Consider the following 18156-nt stretch of genomic DNA (forward strand, 5'->3'; position numbering starts at 1 on the left):
TTTTGTCTGCTGACATGATTTTTCTATCTTGCCCCGTCACCAGTCCAGATCACTTTGCATGTTTTGATCATAATTTTCACTTCCAATGAAAAGGTCAGGTTGCGGATATAATATAAGTCAAACATCAGCTTTTCCCTTGGTGTCATGTCATATCCCCCGTTGACCTGAGCCCAGCCGCTTAATCCCGGCTTAACGGCAAGCCGCTCTGTAAACCCCGGAATCTCAGCCTGAAACTGCTTTGTAAAAACAGGCCGTTCTGGACGCGGGCCGATCAGGCTCATTTCTCCCCGTAAGACATTCAACAGCTGCGGCAGCTCATCAATACGCGTCCTCCTGATAAAAGCGCCGACCTTTGTCACACGGGGATCTTTTTTCAGCGCCCACACCGCCCCCGATTTTTCAGCATCTATTTTCATAGAACGGAGCTTATACAAATGAAACGGCCTCCCGTTTTTTCCGACGCGCTCCTGCTTATAAAAAGCCGGGCCGGGCGACTCCAGACAGATCAATATGGAGAACAGCGCCATGATCGGCAGCGCAGCCAAAAGCCCCGTCAGCGCAAACAAAATGTCCATGAATCGCTTAATAGCCAAATAACGGGCCGTTCTTTCCGTTACAGCAATGGTATTGCCTTGCCGCAGTAAATACTCATCATTCACATTCATGCTTTTCTCTGCTCCCACTGACACACACCTCACGATTTGTTGGGATGTTTGATGACCTATGCCAGTGAGTTTAGCAGATGGATGTTAATTGGAAGTAAAGGCGATGTTAATGTTTGTTAGAATGTTTTGATTTTTGTTTTTTTATTGTAAATCTATTCATATCCATAAAGGGCAGTTACTATAATGGAAAAAACCAAATCCAAGTGGGTTTCAGGTTCAGAAAAAAGCCTGCCGATCATGTTGATCGGCAGGCTTCGGACAAAAACATATAAAGTTTTTTATTTATAATAAGAGACTGCTCCATCATTTATTGCTTTAGCTGCCTTGTCCTTATAAGCTGCTTGCTTTAATTTACCCGCATCAGACGGGTTTGTAATAAAGGCAGTCTCTACTAGCACACTAGGCATTTTAGAATATTTGATGACATAGAAAGGAGCTGTTTTAACCCCTCTGTTTCTTGTGCCTAAAGCATTGACCACCTTAGGCTGAATCTGTTCTGCTAAACGCTTGCTTGCAGCAGCTTGATACGTTTCATCATAGTATGTCTCTGTTCCATTTGGAGAAGCCGCATCATTTGCATTGCCGTGGATACTGATAAATAAATCTGCTCCGGCTGTTGCGCCTTTATTTACCCTCTCCTGCAAGGAATAAAATGTATCATTTGATCTTGTCATGACCGGCAAAGCACCAGATGCATTTAGCTTCGAATTGAGTCTCTTAGCGATATCCAGGTTCACGTCTTTTTCCAAGATTCCATTGCCTATCGCACCGGAATCTTGATCTCCATGGCCCGCATCAATCAAAATCGTTTTTCCCGCTGCTGGGTTTTTCAGCTGGTTTGCCACATTTGAGCTGACAGCCGGAGTATTCCCTATAATGGTAAAGTTGCTCAATTTTTTTCTGCCTATAATTACCCGTGTCTCTTTTGAAAGATTGCTGCCATTTGTAAGGATTATTGATTGCTTTTTCTTTGAAGCCAAAGCTGCACCGGCAATAGAGTCTGCATATCCGAATCCATTACTGACAAATACATTGCCTGTAGGCAGATTTAACTGCTGAACAAGGTTTGCAGCAAGTTCATATCTGTTACTTCCGCTGATTCTTTTTGGAGAAGGAAGCTTATTATAGACAGAAGCGCTAATGCTTCCTGTTCCCCCGGCAACAATTGAACTTTTGATTCCTTTATTTTTAATAGCTCCTGTTGTCGCACTGTTTATGTCTGTTTGATTAGTAAACAAAATGGGGTAGCCGTTCATTGCGGCATATGGAATCACAGCTATTGCATCCGCATATAAAAATCCGTTTACAATTACAGCTTTTGATGCAGCCGGCATTTCTTTTGCTACTTTAGCAGCCGTATCATAACGGTTACTTCCGGAAATCCGCTTAATACTGATTCCCAACGCTTTCATTTGATTTGCCGTATTTGCTGATACAGCGGGAGTTCCGCCGACAATAATTACCGTTTTTGTTTTTAATTCTTTCAGACGTGTTTTCGTCTCCGGTGACAGATTATCTTTATTCGTATAAAGCAGCGGGGCATTTTTTTGATAAGCCAGCGGTGCGGCAGAAATAGCATCTGCATACGATCCTCCCCCGACTACAACCGCCGTACCGGCTGTTGAATACACCTGCTTGGAAAGTGCAGCAGCAGTGCCGTACCTGTTGCTCCCCCCTACTCTTTTGACCGCGTTATCAGCTAATGCTGACGGGATAAATAAGATCAGTCCTAACATAGAGATCACCAGGACTTTAAGATAAGAACGCAATTGCCTTCCTCCTACTCTCATTGAATTAATAGTTAGTCAATGTTGTGCCGGGATAGTAAAATTTCAAAATGGCACTATATGAATCTCCTGATTCAGCTCTTGCCTTAGCGCCATATTGGCTCAATCCGATTCCGTGTCCGTAACCTTTTCCGTTTATTGTAAAAGCGGAACCAGATTGGCTGACACTTACATAAGTGCTTTTAAATGTTGAGGCTCCGATCATTGTTCTCAGCTCAGTAACCGGCACGGTCATTGTTGACGTTTTATTAATCTCATAATTTCCGTTATTATTTTTCGCAACATAACTCACTTTTAAAGACGCCGTTTTAGCGCGCTGTCCTTTGGTTGTTCCGCTGAATTTTAAATCTTCTATTTTCACAATTTTAATTGCGGACGCGCTTGTTTCCTTATTCTTTAACAGCCAGTTTTTGATGCCATTCAGTTGAGCTGCATTCGTCTCAGTCTTTGATACGAACCAAGACTGCGGCTTATTTAAATCAACGGTATCAGAGCTGATTTGCTGTTTAGATAGAGTAAGTGTCCAGCTTGTTTGAGGATCTTTTGTGTCTTTTTTTGCGGATAAATAAGGAACGCCGGATCCCCAAACTTCATCACTGGCTTCTGTATAACCGCCATTACTGGAAGAATAAGCAGCTGTAATTAAATTTCCGCTATAGGTCAGAACTTTATTCTTTGTGTCTTGAACGGCTTTATTGGTTGCAGCATTCCAGCTGTAACCGCCGTACACTTGAAAGGCAGTTGTATCGGCCACGGTGCTGCCGGTCTTCGCAATGGAGTATGTTCTTGCCGCAACAGTCTGTGCCTTCAGTGCTTCAAGCGGCCAGCTCGCAGGCATTTCATTAGGTACGACTCCTTTTAGATAATCTTCAAATGGAATGTTCTCATTTACAGGCCTGATATACTTGCCCGACTCTATTGAAAAGTTAACCGTTCCGAGATACTCTTTACCATTCAGGCTGATTCGGTTGGATTCGCTGTATGTTTCTGGTTTTATTCTGAGAGAATTCCCGTATGTTTTAATATTTTTCAGATTTAGTTTTCCATTATTGATTTGTAAATCATAGGTGCTCCCGCCGGCCAGGTAAAAATGGTTTGAAAGCTCATTTTCAACACCGGCAGAAATAGAGCTTGTACTTCCGATAAAGTCGTATGCGTATGAAGCCTTCTCTTTTGTTACTGATTTTGCTGCTGAAGGAACATCATCTTGTTTTATATATAATATTTGACTGCCTTTTTTGGCGGCGAGAGAAGCCCCAACCAAGACGTCCGCGTACTTAGTCCCGTTAGTCATTATGACTTTATCAGCCTTCAACTTTAACTGGTTAATGATATTAGCAGTCAATTCATACCTTGTAGAACCCGGTATTCTCTGCACAGTTGAAGTTTTTTTAATTTGATTTTCTACAGCATCACTCACACTGAATGAACTTCCGATAATCAGTACTTGCTTTGGCAAATCATAATCTGGCAGCTTATCTTTTTCTGTCAGCAATATCGGGTAGCCGTTAGCCGCCGCGTAGGGTGCAATGGCTAAAGCATCTTGAAAGACTTTGCCTGTTACAACAATTGCTTTATTATAATTACCCATTTGTTTTGCGATGTTTTCAGATAATGCATAACGATTTTTCCCGCTGATTCTTTTCACAGATGCATAAGATTTAAGCTTGCTTTCAACGTCCTTTGAAATGCTCTTCGCACCGCCAATGACCAGAATATTATCGGGATTAAACTTAGCAATCTGCTTTTCTGTCGTTTTTGTTAAGGTGTCCGGCTGTGTAAATAACACCGGCGCATCCAATTTTTTTGCTAAAGGAATCACGGGTAATGCATCAATAAAAATATCACGGTTAACGAGAATGACTGTTTTAGGATTCGTCCATTGCGAGTCAGATGCCAGAGCTGCCGTCTCATATCGTGATGCACCCGAAAAACGGTCGGTAACAGCTACGTGATCTCCGGTAACTTGATATGCCCCCGTTGGAGATAAAGAGATACTTGATTGATTTCCTATGTAATTTGTCAGCTTAACTGATATTTCCGAATCAGCCGCAAAGGAAACCGTCGGTATAAGCAATAAAGTCACAGCAAGAGTCAGTCCTATTAATTGTTTGCAAGATTTCAAAATTACAGGTTCCCCCTATTCTTAATTGGTCTGTTCAATATCCTTCAGCAAAAGCTGCCCTTTACTATTTTTTTGATACTTTACAGTCACTTTGTCGCCATTATTCAAATCTTTAATATCTTTTGATGATTCATCAGTAATATCAAAACTGACAGGCTCGTTATCAACAGTGACTTCAATTGTATGAGTATCCGCCAGCCCTACATAAGTGCCCTCTTTTGTCACTAGCTTCTCAGCTGCATCTTCGCCTTGGGATTTTTCGTTATTAACTCCGCATCCGGCAAGAAGCAGTATAAAGAACAAACATCCAAATATTTTTTTCATTTTTTTCACCTCATTATGGAGTATCGACAACATATTATTTATTTTAAAGAAAAATTAAGAAACAATGAAACTTTTTTCGATATTATTCGACTATATTAGGATTTATTGTATTCTATTATAAAAATTTGTATTTACTGGCAGTCCAATTTGCAACTAAAAACAGATGGGGTGTAATGAATGAGAAGTAAACGAAGAAAAAAGAAAAAGGCTTTGTTATTGGTCTTTCTGACAATCATCGGCGTTTTCATTTTAGTATCCGGCGGCTTTACATACTATCTATGGCACAAAGCGGCCTCGACCGTCGCAAGCATCCACGAAGACATTAACAAATCGAAAAAGCGGAGCACTGAGGTGAACATTAACAAAAATGATCCGTTCTCTGTCTTAATCATGGGTGTAGATGAGCGTAAAAATGATAAAGGCCGGGCTGACTCGCTCATTTATCTTACAGTCAATCCTAAGACAAATACGACGGAGATGGTCAGTATTCCGCGTGATACATATACAAAAATAATTGGCAAAGGCACAATGGACAAAATCAACCATTCATACGCATTTGGCGGCACACAGATGGCGGTTGATACTGTTGAAAATTTCTTAAATGTCCCTGTTGATTATTTCATTAAAGTGAATATGGAAAGTTTTAAAGATGTTGTTGATACACTGGGAGGCATTACGGTAAACAGCACATTTGCCTTCAGCTATGACGGTTACTCCTTTGGCAAAGGAAAGATCTCGTTAAACGGCGATGAAGCGCTCGCCTACTCACGAATGAGAAAAGAGGATCCGAGAGGTGACTTCGGCCGCCAAGACAGGCAGCGGCAAATTATAGAAGGCATCATTAACAAAGGAGCAAATATCTCTTCAGTCACTAAGTTCGGAAATATGTTTAAAGTAGTAGAGAACAATGTAAAAACCAATTTGACTTTTGATGATATGTGGGATATTCAATCTGGCTATAAAGGCGCCCGTAAGAAAGTGATTCAGCACGAGCTGAAGGGCGGCGGCACCAAAATAAACGGAATTTACTATTATAAAGCTGATGAAGGTGAACTGGCCTCTATTACAAGAGAATTGAAAAGCAGTCTTAACCTCTAAAGCGTTACAGAAAAAGCAGCTTCACATAGCTTAATGCGAAGCTGCTTCTTTATTATGCCTCAAAAGAATCAGGATGTTCTGAACGGAAGCCGAATTGATACAGCAATCCCTCAGCAATTCTTCTTGACGCCATGCCGTCGCCATAAGGGTTAGATGCTCGCGACATTTTTTCGTATTCTTGTTTGTCAGTTAACAGCTGTTTTGTAAGCTGATAAATCGTTTCTTCATCGGTCCCCGCTAGTTTCAGCGTTCCAGCTTCAACTCCTTCAGGCCTCTCAGTAGTATCACGTAATACGAGAACAGGTTTACCTAGAGACGGCGCTTCCTCCTGAACCCCTCCGGAATCAGTCAAAATGAAATGGGATCTTGACGCAAAGTTATGGAAGTCAATCACTTCTAAAGGCTCAATTAAGTGAACCCGATCCGAGTCACCGAAATGCTTCTGAGCCGCTTCACGTACGGCCGGGTTTAGGTGAACCGGATAAACGACCTGTACATCATTGAACTCATCAGCAATCCGACGGATGGCTTTAAACATATTTTCCATAGGCTGGCCGAGATTCTCCCGGCGGTGTGCCGTCAGTAAAATCATTTTGTCAGCACCGATTTTTTCAATAATCCGGTGCGAATAATCGGTGTGAACCGTTGTGCGTAATGCATCAATCGCTGTGTTTCCGGTAACGAAAATGGAATCCGTTTTTTTATTCTCATTTAATAAGTTTTGCTTCGCTTGTTCAGTCGGCGCAAAATGCAGATCGGCGATTGCTCCTGTCATTTGGCGGTTCAGTTCTTCAGGGAATGGAGAATATTTGTTTCCTGTCCGAAGCCCGGCCTCAACATGACCAACGGCAATCTGATGATAAAATGCTGCAAGGCTTCCCGCAAAAGTCGTGGTGGTGTCACCGTGAACGAGCACAATATCTGGTTTGATTTCCTTAAACAGCCTGTCCAGCTTTACAAGGGCATTAGAGGTGATTTCTGCAAGCGTCTGGCGCTCTTTCATAATATTCAAATCAAAGTCAGGCTTGATTTGAAAAGCGTGAAGGACTTGATCCAGCATTTGTCTGTGCTGGGCAGTCACTGTAACATATGATTCAATTTCCTGGTACTTTCTCAATTCGAGAACAAGCGGTGCCATTTTTATCGCTTCAGGTCTAGTCCCGAAGACTGTCATGACTTTAAGTTTTTTCATGTGTTTTTCTCCTGTATCTAGTTTCAAATTGTATCACTTCTTTATCAACCCATTTTACATGATATGCCCCAATGGTTAAATATCTCGTATCATTTTACCCTAAATGAAAAAGGATATATCATTAGAGCTTTTCGGATAAAACTTGTTTAATAATGGTTTATCTTATATCATTAAAAGTGTTGAAAATGAAATATCGGGTATACAGAATATATCAGCAAACCTAAGTCTGTATTGGTATAATAACCCTATAAATAAAGTGACGTTAAGGAAGGTGCTTTAAAGTGAAAAAAGTACGCAAAGCCATAATCCCCGCTGCAGGTTTGGGAACACGCTTTCTGCCGGCAACAAAAGCTATGCCGAAAGAGATGCTTCCTATTGTAGACAAGCCAACCATTCAATATATCATTGAAGAAGCGGTGGAAGCCGGTATTGAAGACATTATCATTGTTACAGGAAAAAGCAAGAGAGCAATCGAAGATCATTTTGACTACTCACCGGAGCTTGAGAGAAATTTAGAGGAAAAAGGAAAAAAAGAGCTTTTGGAAAAAGTTCAAAAAGCCTCTAACCTGGCAGATATTCATTATATCCGTCAAAAAGAGCCAAAAGGCCTCGGACATGCCGTTTGGTGTGCACGCAATTTTATCGGTGACGAGCCATTTGCCGTTCTTCTGGGAGACGACATCGTTCAGGCAGAAACACCGGGACTTCGTCAGCTGATGGATGAATACGACAAAACCCTTTCTTCCATTATCGGCGTTCAGCAAGTGCCTGAAGAAGAAACCCATCGTTACGGCATTATTGATCCGCTGACAAGTGAAGGACGCCGCTATCAGGTGAAAAACTTTGTCGAAAAGCCTGCACAAGGAACTGCTCCTTCTAACTTGGCGATTTTAGGCCGCTATGTGTTCACACCTGAAATCTTTATGTATTTGGAAGAACAGCAAATTGGCGCCGGAGGAGAAATCCAGCTTACTGACGCTATTCAAAAGCTGAATGAAATCCAACGAGTATTTGCATATGACTTTGAAGGCAAGAGATATGATGTAGGTGAAAAACTCGGTTTTATTACAACTACATTAGAATTTGCAATGCAAGATAATGAGCTGCGTCATCATTTAATTCCTTTTATGGAAGACCTTTTGAAAAAAGGGGAAGTATAACACAAAAAGCTATTGGATTTAAAATCCAATAGCTTTTTTTATTTTAATCTGCACGTTAATGTTTTGTTGTCATTGTTGATTATGAAAACAGTTTTATCAGTTCCGGTAATAAATTGCTGCTTACTGCTGCCCTTTAATACATCTTGATCACTTAAAGATAAAGAAGCCGGCGTAATCGTTGAAATCCCTCTGAAAATAAGCTGGTCTGCCTTACCGTCTTCTATCACATAACTGATTTGCCCATTATTGAAATATAAGGTTTTTTGGCCATTGGCTGTTTCCTCATGCAGCCCCTTTATTTCCTTCTGTAAACGATTTTCGCTTTCTCCCAAAAGTGATACCAGATGTTCAGCGGAAGAAGGTGATTGCTTAACATACGGCGCCAAAACAGATGTCTTTAATTTTGTATTCTTGACGTCATCAGCAGCTGCGTCTTTATGAATATAATACGAATTATCGTTTACGCTAATCTTAGCAACATGTTTGCCTTCGGAATTCACTTTAATCTCAGAACCAAACGGAAGCAAGACGCCTGCCTTATCTTTCATCCGCTGATCTTTATAAACCTGTGTCTGATCCTCTAAAATGTAACCTATTTTATTCACCTTTACTTGGCGTTCCAATTGGCCTTTGCCATTATTGACATCATCTTGATATCCAATCTTTCCAAAGGAAGCAATTGTGCGGAGCGGAGCGCTAAAAAACATCGTTCCGGCCATAAACACAAGCAGGATTGATAAAATTGCAATTTGAATAGCATTAACTGCTGATCTGGGTTTATTCTTTTTCTTTTGATCACGGACAATAGCCTGCTGCTCAGGTGATTCTTTTTTACGTTCAGCAACCTGCTCTTTTTTATATGTTTCTTTTTCTTTTTTGGAAAGCTTATTAAACCAATCAATAAATGATTTGTACTCCTTGACTACGGTCTTGGTATCATCAAACATTCTCAATTCACCGTAGTGCATCCAAGCCACACGATCACACATTTTTTCAATCTGGCCGATGGAATGGCTGACAAAGAAAATCGTTTTCCCCTGTTCCTTAAATTCCTGAATCCGGTCAACGCATTTCTGATAAAATGTCTGGTCTCCTACAGATAGCGCTTCGTCAATAATTAGAATATCGGGATCTATATGGACTGAGATTGCAAAACCGAGGCGGGACTTCATACCGCTCGAATAGTTTTTGACCGGCTGATTAATAAAATCGCCAATTTCAGCAAACTCAACGATGCTGTCATACATGTCATCGATCTCTTTATTGGTCAGCCCCATCATTAAACACTTAAGCCTGATGTTATCCCGGCCCGTTAAAGCATTATTTAAACCGGCTGAAATCGCAATCAGCGACGGCTGGCCATTCATTTCGATTTCACCGGTTGTCGGCGGGATCACTTTTGCAAGCAAATTTGACATCGTCGATTTACCCGACCCGTTAATCCCCACAAAGCCGATTGTCTCTCCTTCATACACGTCAAAGGAGACATTGCGCACAGCGAAAAAACCATTATCTTTAGCTGGGAAAAACAATCCTTTGATCTTGTCCGATTGTTTTTCATACAGATGATACTGCTTTGAAACATTTCGAAACGAAACCTTTAGTTTCATCGTACAATCTCCTTACGTATTAAAGAAAGTCAATAAACTTATCTCTGAATTTCATGTGCAAAATAGAACCTACTGTTAATAAAAACAATGTAAACACCCAGAAATACAGTGTGTATTTTACATCTTGGAAAAACCACTGACCATCTAAGAAACTGTTCCTGAATCCATCAATAATATAGAAGAGCGGGTTCAGCTTCAAGACAGGCACCAGTTCTGGGTGATTTGCACCAAGCTTCGAGTGAATATCCCAAAAGATCGGCAGCAAGAAAAATAAAAGCCTTGTCACTGCTTGAAGCAGAAACTGATAGTCTCTAATCAGCACGCTTATAGTCGAATTGAACAAGCTGAATGAAAATAAGAAGGCCATTAAACACACAAAATAATAAATATATTGCAGCCAGTGAAGGCTCGGATAAATTCCGTTGGCAAGCAATGCAATGATATATATTACCATCATGATTGCATAACTGAACAAGTTAGAGGCAATAGCAACAGACGGCAAAGAACTGATCGGAAAATTCATCTTAGCAACCATTTTAATCCGTTTGAATACACTATTTGATCCGTCTAGTATTGTCGGGCTTATAAAAAACCATGGGATTAGCCCGGCAAGCATCCAAAGAATAAAAGGTACTTCGCCGGCACCGGTAGCCATCGGCCCTCCTTTTCTGATCCCCAATCCAAAAACAAACCAATAGGCAAGCATTTGAATAAGAGGATTTAAAAACTGCCATAAAACACCCAAATAATTCATTTGATATTTAGACTTTGTTTCGTAAGCCGCTAATCGCAGTATTAAAGGAAATGATGTTACTTGCTCTTTTAGTATTTTCACTACAGCATTCATTTTAATCTTCCTTAGATTGAATTGATTTTATAAAGCATCGCTGATAATTGTAACAGAAAACAAGTTTTTTTTCACTTTCCAGCCGCATGCAAATGCTGTTAAGAGAAAGCTTGGAAAACCAAAACTATACGCAGCGCTAATAGAAAAACCCCTTGATACAAAGGGGTTTTTTTATTATTCAGACTCAAACACAATCTTCACGACCTTTTCAGAAGAACGTCCTGATTCTAAATAACAGAACTTATTATAAAAAGGTTCGAATGAAACAGGATGCTGATAATCCGGTGAAGAAATATGTTTGATTGCCTCAATTGTTTCCTCTGTTGTTTTCACTAACGGCCCAGGTGCGTCTTTTTCGAAATCAAAGTAGAAACCTCTGAGTTTGTCCCGATACGTTTCAATATCCGGTACGAAAAATAACATCGGACGCTTCAGATTTGCAAAATCGAAAAATACAGACGAGTAATCTGTAATTAACAAATCTGATATCATATACAGTTCGCGAATGTCTTCATGTGCGGAGAAATCGTAAGCAAAACCTTCAAATGGACCTAAATCAAAATTCTCTGCCACAAGATAATGCATTCTCAGAATAACCAGATATTCATCTCCAAGCTGTTGTCTCAGTTTATGCAAATCTAAATCAAGATCAAATTTGTAGCGTCCTTTTGCATAAAACTGATCATCCCTCCATGTTGGTGCATACAGAATAATTTTTTTGTCTTCAGGAAGGTTCAATCTTCTTTTTATCTCAGTTATCGTCTTATCATTATTGTCATTATGCAGAAAGTCATTTCTCGGATAACCGGACTCAATCATCGTTTTCTCAAATTGGAATGCACGGGCAAATATTTCAGACGAATAAGCATTCGGCGAGATTAAATAATCCCAGTTTGATGCTTCTTTAATAAAATTCTTTTTATACCTTTTTGTATTTGTTCCTGGCATATGAACTTCTTCCATATCCATTGCAAGCCTTTTTAATGGCGTACCGTGCCATGTTTGAAGGTATGTGGTATGTTCAGGCTTCGGAATCCACAAGGGCAGACGGCTGTTGACAACCCAATACTCTGCACGAGCCATAGCAAACAGCCATTTGATTGAAAGCCTGTTTATATATGGAATGTCTTTTTCTTTAAAAGGCGCCGCGTACTGTTTATTTACGCTCCAGTACATCTTATATTCAGGATGATTGATTTGCATGTATTCATAAATGGCTCTTGGGTTACAGCTGTATTGTTTGCCATTAAAGCTTTCAAAAATAATGGTTTTGCTCTTAACAGGCATTTTGCTGGCCATTCTGAAAACGGCTTTATACCCTTTTGTAATAAGGGAATTTCTGCGTTTTTTCAATTTTTTCATTTTAGAAACGAAACGCTTCTTTTTCCCTTTTATAAAATATCTCACTCTCGTTTTCAGGCTATAGTCGTTTACGCGTATGCAAACCGTCTGTTTTTTCCTCTTTTTATATACTTCATATCTGACAGGCCCGTTTTCAGTGTTCACGATATTTATAAGGCCTTTCAGTTTATTTTTCCTGTCCCCCAGCACCAGGGGAGTACTGTTAAGGACAATACTCTCAGCTTCCTCATTTTCACAATGAAATTCCATAAACATGCGGTAGACAAACCGGATTTCCGAAGAATATGGAATATCTTTTAATGGGATTGTCACTTGAAAATCAAAAATTTCAGGTATAAAAGCATCCTCCCGCAACTGTTCCAAGTTTTCCGTTTTCTTAGTCATATGAATAGGAAAACGTTCTTCAACGGGAGTTTCTCCGCCTTTTTTAATTACGAAATGAAGATTTTTTACTGATAGTTGGTTTTCTGAACTAAGGTAACCCGCATATCCAGTTATATTGATTTCTTCCGCATTCAATTGGATTTGATCAAACTTCACAACTTTTGCTTCTCTTTTTATCTTTAAAGAGAAATTCCCTTTATCCGTTGTGTAAGGCAAAATCAAAAGCTCAGTGGTATGATCGAGATGGTAAGCACGTTCAATAGCTTCTGCATCAATGGCTAAACGCACTTGTTTCGGCTGTTCTTCAGCCTCCTCCGCCTGTTCACCAAATACAACATAAAAATCATAGGTTTGTCCCATTTCTAAAGGTTCAGGAAACGAATGAATATTAATTGAGGCTTGATATTGGACAGGGCCCTTTTTCTCTAATAAAACGAGGTCCTCTGTTCCTGATCGCCGCTCTCTCAATTTTAAATAGTATTTCACTTCCTCAGACAATAGTTCTTCGTTTTCAAGTGAAATGGAGAGCACCAAGTTACCCACATTATTTTTTAAGCTTTTCAAAATACATTTAATCACAGTATTTTCATCCATACCTTTTTTCTGCTCCTCTGTATCAAAGCTCTTCACTTAGCTGATTTATCTTTAATCAATGTGATCCTTTTTTGTCAATTTGATAGAGAAATTACCTTTCACAGTCGTATAAGGTTCAAACATATAGCCATCATTCTCGAATTGATCCTTTTTATCGAACTTGACTTCGCTGCTGGATATCCTTTTGAGGTTCTGGATATGATCAGCAGTTGTAAACTGTATATAAAAGTCAAGAACCGAAGTTTGGTTAGCCTCGATTTTTTCCATTTTTACATCTTTGTCAGGATGGATGATAAACTGCTGACTCATTTGACCCGAAGAAACGGAAATGATTTCAGCTTTGTTTTTTCGATCTATCCCCAGCAGGTTAACCTTTTGAATCGTTTCATCTTGGCCGGACAATAAAACGCTGATCGCTAAGCCGGAGTCATCTTTTTTGAAGGATGTAATAGGCTGCTCCTTCGAACCGATTCTTTTGGCAAGCTGTTCTTTTTCTTTTCTGACTTCAATCATTCTGGAAAGAGCTTTTGACCAGTTTTTTATATAATTCGGTTTAGAGTATTTTTCCGCCATTTTAAATGCTTGCTGTGAAAATCTGCTATGAGTGCTTTCATCTTTCATTAAAGAAATGATGGCTTCAGCTAATTTCTCAATATTATATTGCTCGATCACATAGCCGTTTACTCCGTCTTCCACCAGACTTCTGGCCCCGTAATCGTAATCGTAAGTCACTACCGGGCATCCGTTGCTCAATGCTTCCATATTAGATAGGCCGAAACCTTCAAAATGAGAGGTTGAAATTGTCAGCCAAGCTTTTTGAAACTCATAATCCGGATTGTTCGTGTATCCCTTCAGGAATACATTTCCCTGAAGATTCTGGGCTTTAATTTCATTTTTGATTTTCCCCAAATCTTCGCCTGACCCGAATATTTCTAATCGAGCATCAGGAATTTCATTAACGACAAGTTTGAACGCTTTTACGGCGTGCGTCAGATTTTTCATTGCAGCAAGTCTTGAGATAATAACAGCTTTATTTTTTTCACTAGGAACGTTTAAAACTTCTTCATCCAGCGGTTTGTTAATGGTATGCGGCGTAAAGAAGAATGTCTCCCGCTCTCCTGAAATCAAAGTGAAATCTTCAATTTGCTCCTCGGTAATGAAAAATACGGCATCGAGATTATTCATCTGGCTGAAAACTTCTTTATAACGGCCCTTAATTTGATATTTATTATCACCATAATGTTTATTGTGAATGATCGCCGCATAATAGGAAGATGGCGCCTTTTTCACTTTAAAGACATGTTTATCCTGAGGTCTGCTGTCTACAAGAAATAGTTTCGGCTGATCATTTTCATTTTGAAGGCTCTCTATCCAATACCGGCGCATCTCAGACTCATCTTTAAATGTCAGCGTATCTTCTTCTGTGTACCATGTGAAATGGGTGAATTGAACTTCTTCATTTTGGCTGTCCCACATATAGTGTTTTTCCAAATAAACCTTATTTTCGTTGTTTATATATTCCTGAAGGTAGATTTGATTAATTTTAGTATCATAATAAGAAACAACGGCAAGAATGCCTGCTTTATTGTACTCTTCTCTTTTTGTCACTAGTTTTTCATCATTCAGATAGTCAACATATCGTACCGCAGCGCCGTCTGAGTAGTAAGTCAGAACATATTCATTTGCTGATTTGCCGAACAACTTGGAGAATGCTTTACTTACTTTCCCCTTGCCGACATGTCTTTTTATTTCATCCAGTTCTATTTTTTCAGAATAGACGCGTTTGCCTTTTGTCTTTTCACTTAAAAAATCATCAAACAAATTGATGACTTGAGTATACTCTGAGTCAGCTTTTCCCTTTTCAAACAATTCATTTTTTTTTCTCGCAAATTCTAAATCATATTTAAACGTAAGAAAGGCTGTTTTCTTTTGACTTTCCTCTCCGAAAAGTTTAGAACGCAATAATAGTGATTTGGTCAGGCCGCCGTAATTGTCCGGCAGTCCGCCTGAGATAAAATAATACATCATATCGGGAAGCTCATTATTGTAGTTAATAGGCTGATTGGACAAATTTTTTCTCCCTTTCACCATTTGGAATTTAATAAAACACTGCAAAATAACATCTTTCCCGCAGAATCAAAAAACAAAACCAATTTAAGCATCAAAAAGTACTTCTTATCCATAAATAAGAAGTACTTTGAACAGGTTATTCAATCAATGTAATAAAACTTCCGTATTACACTCCGGCAATTTCTTTTTTAATCTGTGTAGTAGAGATGCCTTCAGTTCTTGGAAGATAGACGACTTCGCATTGATCTTTAAGGAAATCAAATTTGCCTTCCCAATCGTCTCCCATAACGAACACATCGATGTTATGATCTGCTACATCCCGTACTTTTTGATCCCAGCTGTTCTCAGGAATAACCTCGTCTACATAACGGATGGTTTCCAGAATCAACTTTCTGTGTTCATAGCTGTGGTATGCTTTTTTCTGTTTTTGAAGATTGAACTCGTCAGTTGAAATTGCAACGACCAGGTAATCTCCAAGCTGCTTTGCGCGTTCAAGCAGTTTAATATGACCCCAATGCAGTAAATCAAAAGTTCCGTAAGTTATGACCTTCTTCATGAAAACAAAAGCTCCTTTCTGTATTCATACGTATAACAAGTAACTGCCCGTCATAGCGGCGCAGCTGTATCCTTAATCACTAAAGTGCCAATTTCGTACTCATGGAACCTAATTATATCACATAGCCCTGAAAAGGTTAAGCTTATGTAAAGATCACGCAGGTTCCACTTATTAACAAATCTTGTTTTACTAGGAGTTTAGCAGGGTTTTGCGGCGTATGATTTAAAAAATGTTATCTTATTTATAATTTTGTAAAATGATTGTTAAGTTTAGCTGAAGGTTCTATGTTAAAATAAAGCTTAGCCTTAATTACTGAACTTGGGAAAATCCCGTATAAAAGGAGGGCGAAACAGATGCAGACTGAAATGGTGCACAACCTTTCTTATGTTAATGGAAATTTACAGGAGTTTATTTCATATTTAGACACTTATTATATCGCACAAAATCAAGGAGCCGTCATTGCGACGGTCAACCCGGAAATCGGATATGCAGCGGCTAAAGATAAAGGTTATCATAACGTCATTTCATCGGCGGATTTCGTCCTGCCGGATGGTATTGGCGTCGTGTTAATGTCGCGTTTGACCCAGCACCCGCTAAAATCAAGGATTGCGGGATTTGATGTTTTTATCTCACTGCTCGGTCTCGCAAACCAGCAGTCTAAAAAAATATTTTTATACGGCGCAAAACAGGAAGTGCTGGAAGCGGTTTTGAACCGGATCGGCAAAGAATATCCCCAGATTGATGTCGTCGGATACAGTGACGGCTATGCCGCGGATAAGCGTTTTGTCGCCAAACAGATTTCCAGGGCGAAACCTGATATTGTGTTTGTCGCTTTAGGGTATCCGCATCAGGAACATTTTATTTATGAATACAAGCATCTCTTTCCACAGGCTGTAGCAATCGGTTTGGGCGGAAGCTTTGATGTATTCAGCGGAACGGTAAAAAGAGCGCCTAAATGGATGATCAAAACAAATTTAGAGTGGTTTTACAGACTTGTTATGAATCCTTGGAGATGGAAAAGGATGCTGAACATTCCGAAGTATGCTTTCACCGTTCTGAGAGATAATAAATCAAATAAAAGCCTTTACCCCGAACAGGCTGAAGATCAGACAAAACAGCTTTAAACAAAATATAACAGCAAAAGAGATTGGTAATCTATGAACTTGCGATCTTTATTCGCCACTTTATATTCTATATATCTATCTGTTCTCGGCGTCTTGTTCAAATGGATAAAACCCGGGAATCGGGTCACGCTTTTGGTTTCTTTTGAGGAAAATGCACAGGCTGTCATTCGTTCTTACAAGACGCACGCTGCATCACTTTCCTATGATGTAACGGTTCTTTATACCAGACATGCCGTCAGTTTAAAGAATGAGCTCTCGGGGATTCCCTCATTTTATCTTAATGAGAAAAATCCGCTTCACCTTTGGAAGGCTGTTTCTCTCCTATTTAAGAGCAAATTTGTGATCACTGATAATTACTTTCTTCTGACAAGCGTATTAAACGGCCGGCCGCAGACCAAGTGTATTCAAGTTTGGCATGCGAACGGTTCGTTGAAAAAGTTTGGTTTGGAGGATGTGACAAATCAAGGCCGGACTCAATCAGACATCAAACGATTTAAAAAGGTATACAGTTCATTTGATTTTGTCACCGCCGGTTCCGATGCAATGACTGACATCTTTAAAAAGTCATTCGGAATACAGGACAGCCAAGTATTAAAAACAGGAGTGCCTCTGACTGACGTATATTATGATGAGAGCCAACATGCTTTACAACATGAATGGCAGAAAAAAATCATACTGTATGCCCCTACATTCAGGGATTATGATATGCAATCGGTTCGTCTCCCATTCACCGAGGAGCAGCTGGCCGGCCCGTTAAACGGAGAGTATGTGCTGCTTGTCAAGCTTCACCCTGCCGTGCAGCATCATATCACGATCCCGTCTGAAAACGAATATATCAAAAATGTGTCTGATCTCAATCTGCACGGTCTTTTGAAAGCTGCTGATATATTGATTACAGATTACTCATCCGTTCCTTTTGAATTTGCGATCTTAAATAAACCGATCCTTTTTTTCACGTATGATCTTGAAGAATACGACCGAAAACGCGGGTTAATCGATCATTATGAAACCGTCATTCCCGGAAAAGCATGCCGTGACAGTGAATCACTGCTGGAGGCGATCATAAAAGGATCTTACAATTTGAAAGAAATAAAGCAGTTCTCTGATACATGGAATAAGTATTCAGAAGGAAATTCGAGTGAAAAATTATTAACATTTGTGGAGAAACAAATAAAGAAAAGTGACTGAACACTTGCCGGAAACAAACGGCGAGTGTTTTTTATACGGCTGTGCAACATCATACTAAAAAGGGCTGAAG

14 protein-coding genes are annotated in these 18156 nt (G+C 39.7%); 4 read left to right on the plus strand and 10 right to left on the minus strand.

What is annotated here, in order from left to right:
• Positions 1-23: 23 nt before the first annotated feature.
• The 4 genes from KY305_RS02270 to KY305_RS02285 all read right to left on the minus strand — a co-directional run bounded on the left by KY305_RS02270 (position 24) and on the right by KY305_RS02285 (position 4901).
• Positions 24-683 (minus strand): sugar transferase, encoded by a 660-nt coding sequence (locus KY305_RS02270; protein WP_223061172.1) that lies wholly within the window; start codon positions 681-683, stop codon positions 24-26.
• Positions 684-943: 260 nt separating this feature from the next.
• Positions 944-2434, minus strand: a complete 1491-nt coding sequence (locus tag KY305_RS02275) for an N-acetylmuramoyl-L-alanine amidase (RefSeq protein ID WP_223061173.1) — start codon at positions 2432-2434, stop codon at positions 944-946.
• A 25-nt stretch (positions 2435-2459) separates the two neighbouring features.
• A complete protein-coding gene (locus KY305_RS02280) occupies positions 2460-4577 on the minus strand; it encodes a SpoIID/LytB domain-containing protein (RefSeq protein ID WP_223061174.1) in 2118 nt (705 codons plus the stop codon).
• 21 nt (positions 4578-4598) lie between these two features.
• Positions 4599-4901, minus strand: a complete 303-nt coding sequence (locus tag KY305_RS02285; RefSeq protein ID WP_223061175.1) for a hypothetical protein — start codon at positions 4899-4901, stop codon at positions 4599-4601.
• A 177-nt stretch (positions 4902-5078) separates the two neighbouring features.
• On the opposite strand from KY305_RS02285, the gene tagU reads away from it, so the two are divergent.
• Positions 5079-5999, plus strand: a complete 921-nt coding sequence (gene tagU, locus KY305_RS02290) for a polyisoprenyl-teichoic acid--peptidoglycan teichoic acid transferase TagU (RefSeq protein WP_223061176.1) — start codon at positions 5079-5081, stop codon at positions 5997-5999.
• A gap of 52 nt (positions 6000-6051) precedes the next feature.
• Here tagU and wecB read toward each other — a convergent pair whose 3' ends face one another.
• A complete protein-coding gene (gene wecB / locus KY305_RS02295) occupies positions 6052-7191 on the minus strand; it encodes a non-hydrolyzing UDP-N-acetylglucosamine 2-epimerase (protein ID WP_223061177.1) in 1140 nt (379 codons plus the stop codon).
• 281 nt (positions 7192-7472) lie between these two features.
• On the opposite strand from wecB, the gene galU reads away from it, so the two are divergent.
• On the plus strand, positions 7473-8351 hold the full coding sequence (gene galU / locus KY305_RS02300) for a UTP--glucose-1-phosphate uridylyltransferase GalU (protein WP_223061178.1): 879 nt from the start codon (positions 7473-7475) through the stop codon (positions 8349-8351).
• 38 nt (positions 8352-8389) lie between these two features.
• Here the strand turns inward: galU and tagH are convergent, their stop codons facing one another.
• From tagH to tagD, 5 genes are all read right to left on the minus strand, one after another.
• Positions 8390-9961, minus strand: coding sequence for a teichoic acids export ABC transporter ATP-binding subunit TagH (gene tagH, locus KY305_RS02305; protein ID WP_223061179.1), 1572 nt, complete (start codon positions 9959-9961; stop codon positions 8390-8392).
• A 19-nt stretch (positions 9962-9980) separates the two neighbouring features.
• Complete coding sequence (tagG, locus tag KY305_RS02310) at positions 9981-10808, minus strand: teichoic acids export ABC transporter permease subunit TagG (RefSeq protein ID WP_223061180.1); 828 nt, start codon at positions 10806-10808, stop codon at positions 9981-9983.
• Positions 10809-10982: 174 nt separating this feature from the next.
• On the minus strand, positions 10983-13148 hold the full coding sequence (gene tagF, locus KY305_RS02315) for a teichoic acid poly(glycerol phosphate) polymerase (protein ID WP_262417529.1): 2166 nt from the start codon (positions 13146-13148) through the stop codon (positions 10983-10985).
• A 51-nt stretch (positions 13149-13199) separates the two neighbouring features.
• Positions 13200-15218, minus strand: a complete 2019-nt coding sequence (locus tag KY305_RS02320; protein WP_223061182.1) for an alpha-glucosyltransferase N-terminal domain-containing protein — start codon at positions 15216-15218, stop codon at positions 13200-13202.
• Positions 15219-15384: 166 nt separating this feature from the next.
• Positions 15385-15774 carry a glycerol-3-phosphate cytidylyltransferase gene (gene tagD, locus KY305_RS02325; RefSeq protein ID WP_010790104.1) on the minus strand — a complete coding sequence of 130 codons (390 nt, stop codon included), beginning with the start codon at positions 15772-15774 and terminating at the stop codon, positions 15385-15387.
• Between the two features lie 353 nt (positions 15775-16127).
• Here tagD and KY305_RS02330 point away from each other — a divergent pair, with 353 nt between their 5' ends.
• Together KY305_RS02330 and KY305_RS02335 are read left to right on the plus strand one after the other, a co-directional pair.
• On the plus strand, positions 16128-16898 hold the full coding sequence (locus KY305_RS02330; protein WP_223061183.1) for a WecB/TagA/CpsF family glycosyltransferase: 771 nt from the start codon (positions 16128-16130) through the stop codon (positions 16896-16898).
• A gap of 33 nt (positions 16899-16931) precedes the next feature.
• Entirely contained in the window at positions 16932-18086 is a 1155-nt protein-coding gene (locus KY305_RS02335) for a CDP-glycerol glycerophosphotransferase family protein (protein ID WP_223061184.1), read from the plus strand.
• The last annotated feature ends 70 nt before the right edge of the window (positions 18087-18156 follow it).

This window comes from Bacillus sp. YC2 (assembly GCF_019891195.1).
In the GTDB taxonomy this organism is placed as follows: Bacteria; Bacillota; Bacilli; order Bacillales; family Bacillaceae; genus Bacillus.

Bases quoted from the DNA above. Each gene is read 5' to 3' on its own strand.
- KY305_RS02330 (WP_223061183.1), top strand. From the start codon at position 16,128: ATGCAGACTGAAATGGTGCACAACCTTTCTTATGTTAATGGAAATTTA.
- tagU (WP_223061176.1), top strand. From the start codon at position 5,079: ATGAGAAGTAAACGAAGAAAAAAGAAAAAGGCTTTGTTATTGGTCTTT.
- tagG (WP_223061180.1), bottom strand. From the start codon at position 10,808: ATGAATGCTGTAGTGAAAATACTAAAAGAGCAAGTAACATCATTTCCT.
- wecB (WP_223061177.1), bottom strand. From the start codon at position 7,191: ATGAAAAAACTTAAAGTCATGACAGTCTTCGGGACTAGACCTGAAGCG.
- tagH (WP_223061179.1), bottom strand. From the start codon at position 9,961: ATGAAACTAAAGGTTTCGTTTCGAAATGTTTCAAAGCAGTATCATCTG.
- KY305_RS02285 (WP_223061175.1), bottom strand. From the start codon at position 4,901: ATGAAAAAAATATTTGGATGTTTGTTCTTTATACTGCTTCTTGCCGGA.
- tagD (WP_010790104.1), bottom strand. From the start codon at position 15,774: ATGAAGAAGGTCATAACTTACGGAACTTTTGATTTACTGCATTGGGGT.
- KY305_RS02335 (WP_223061184.1), top strand. From the start codon at position 16,932: ATGAACTTGCGATCTTTATTCGCCACTTTATATTCTATATATCTATCT.
- tagF (WP_262417529.1), bottom strand. From the start codon at position 13,148: ATGGATGAAAATACTGTGATTAAATGTATTTTGAAAAGCTTAAAAAAT.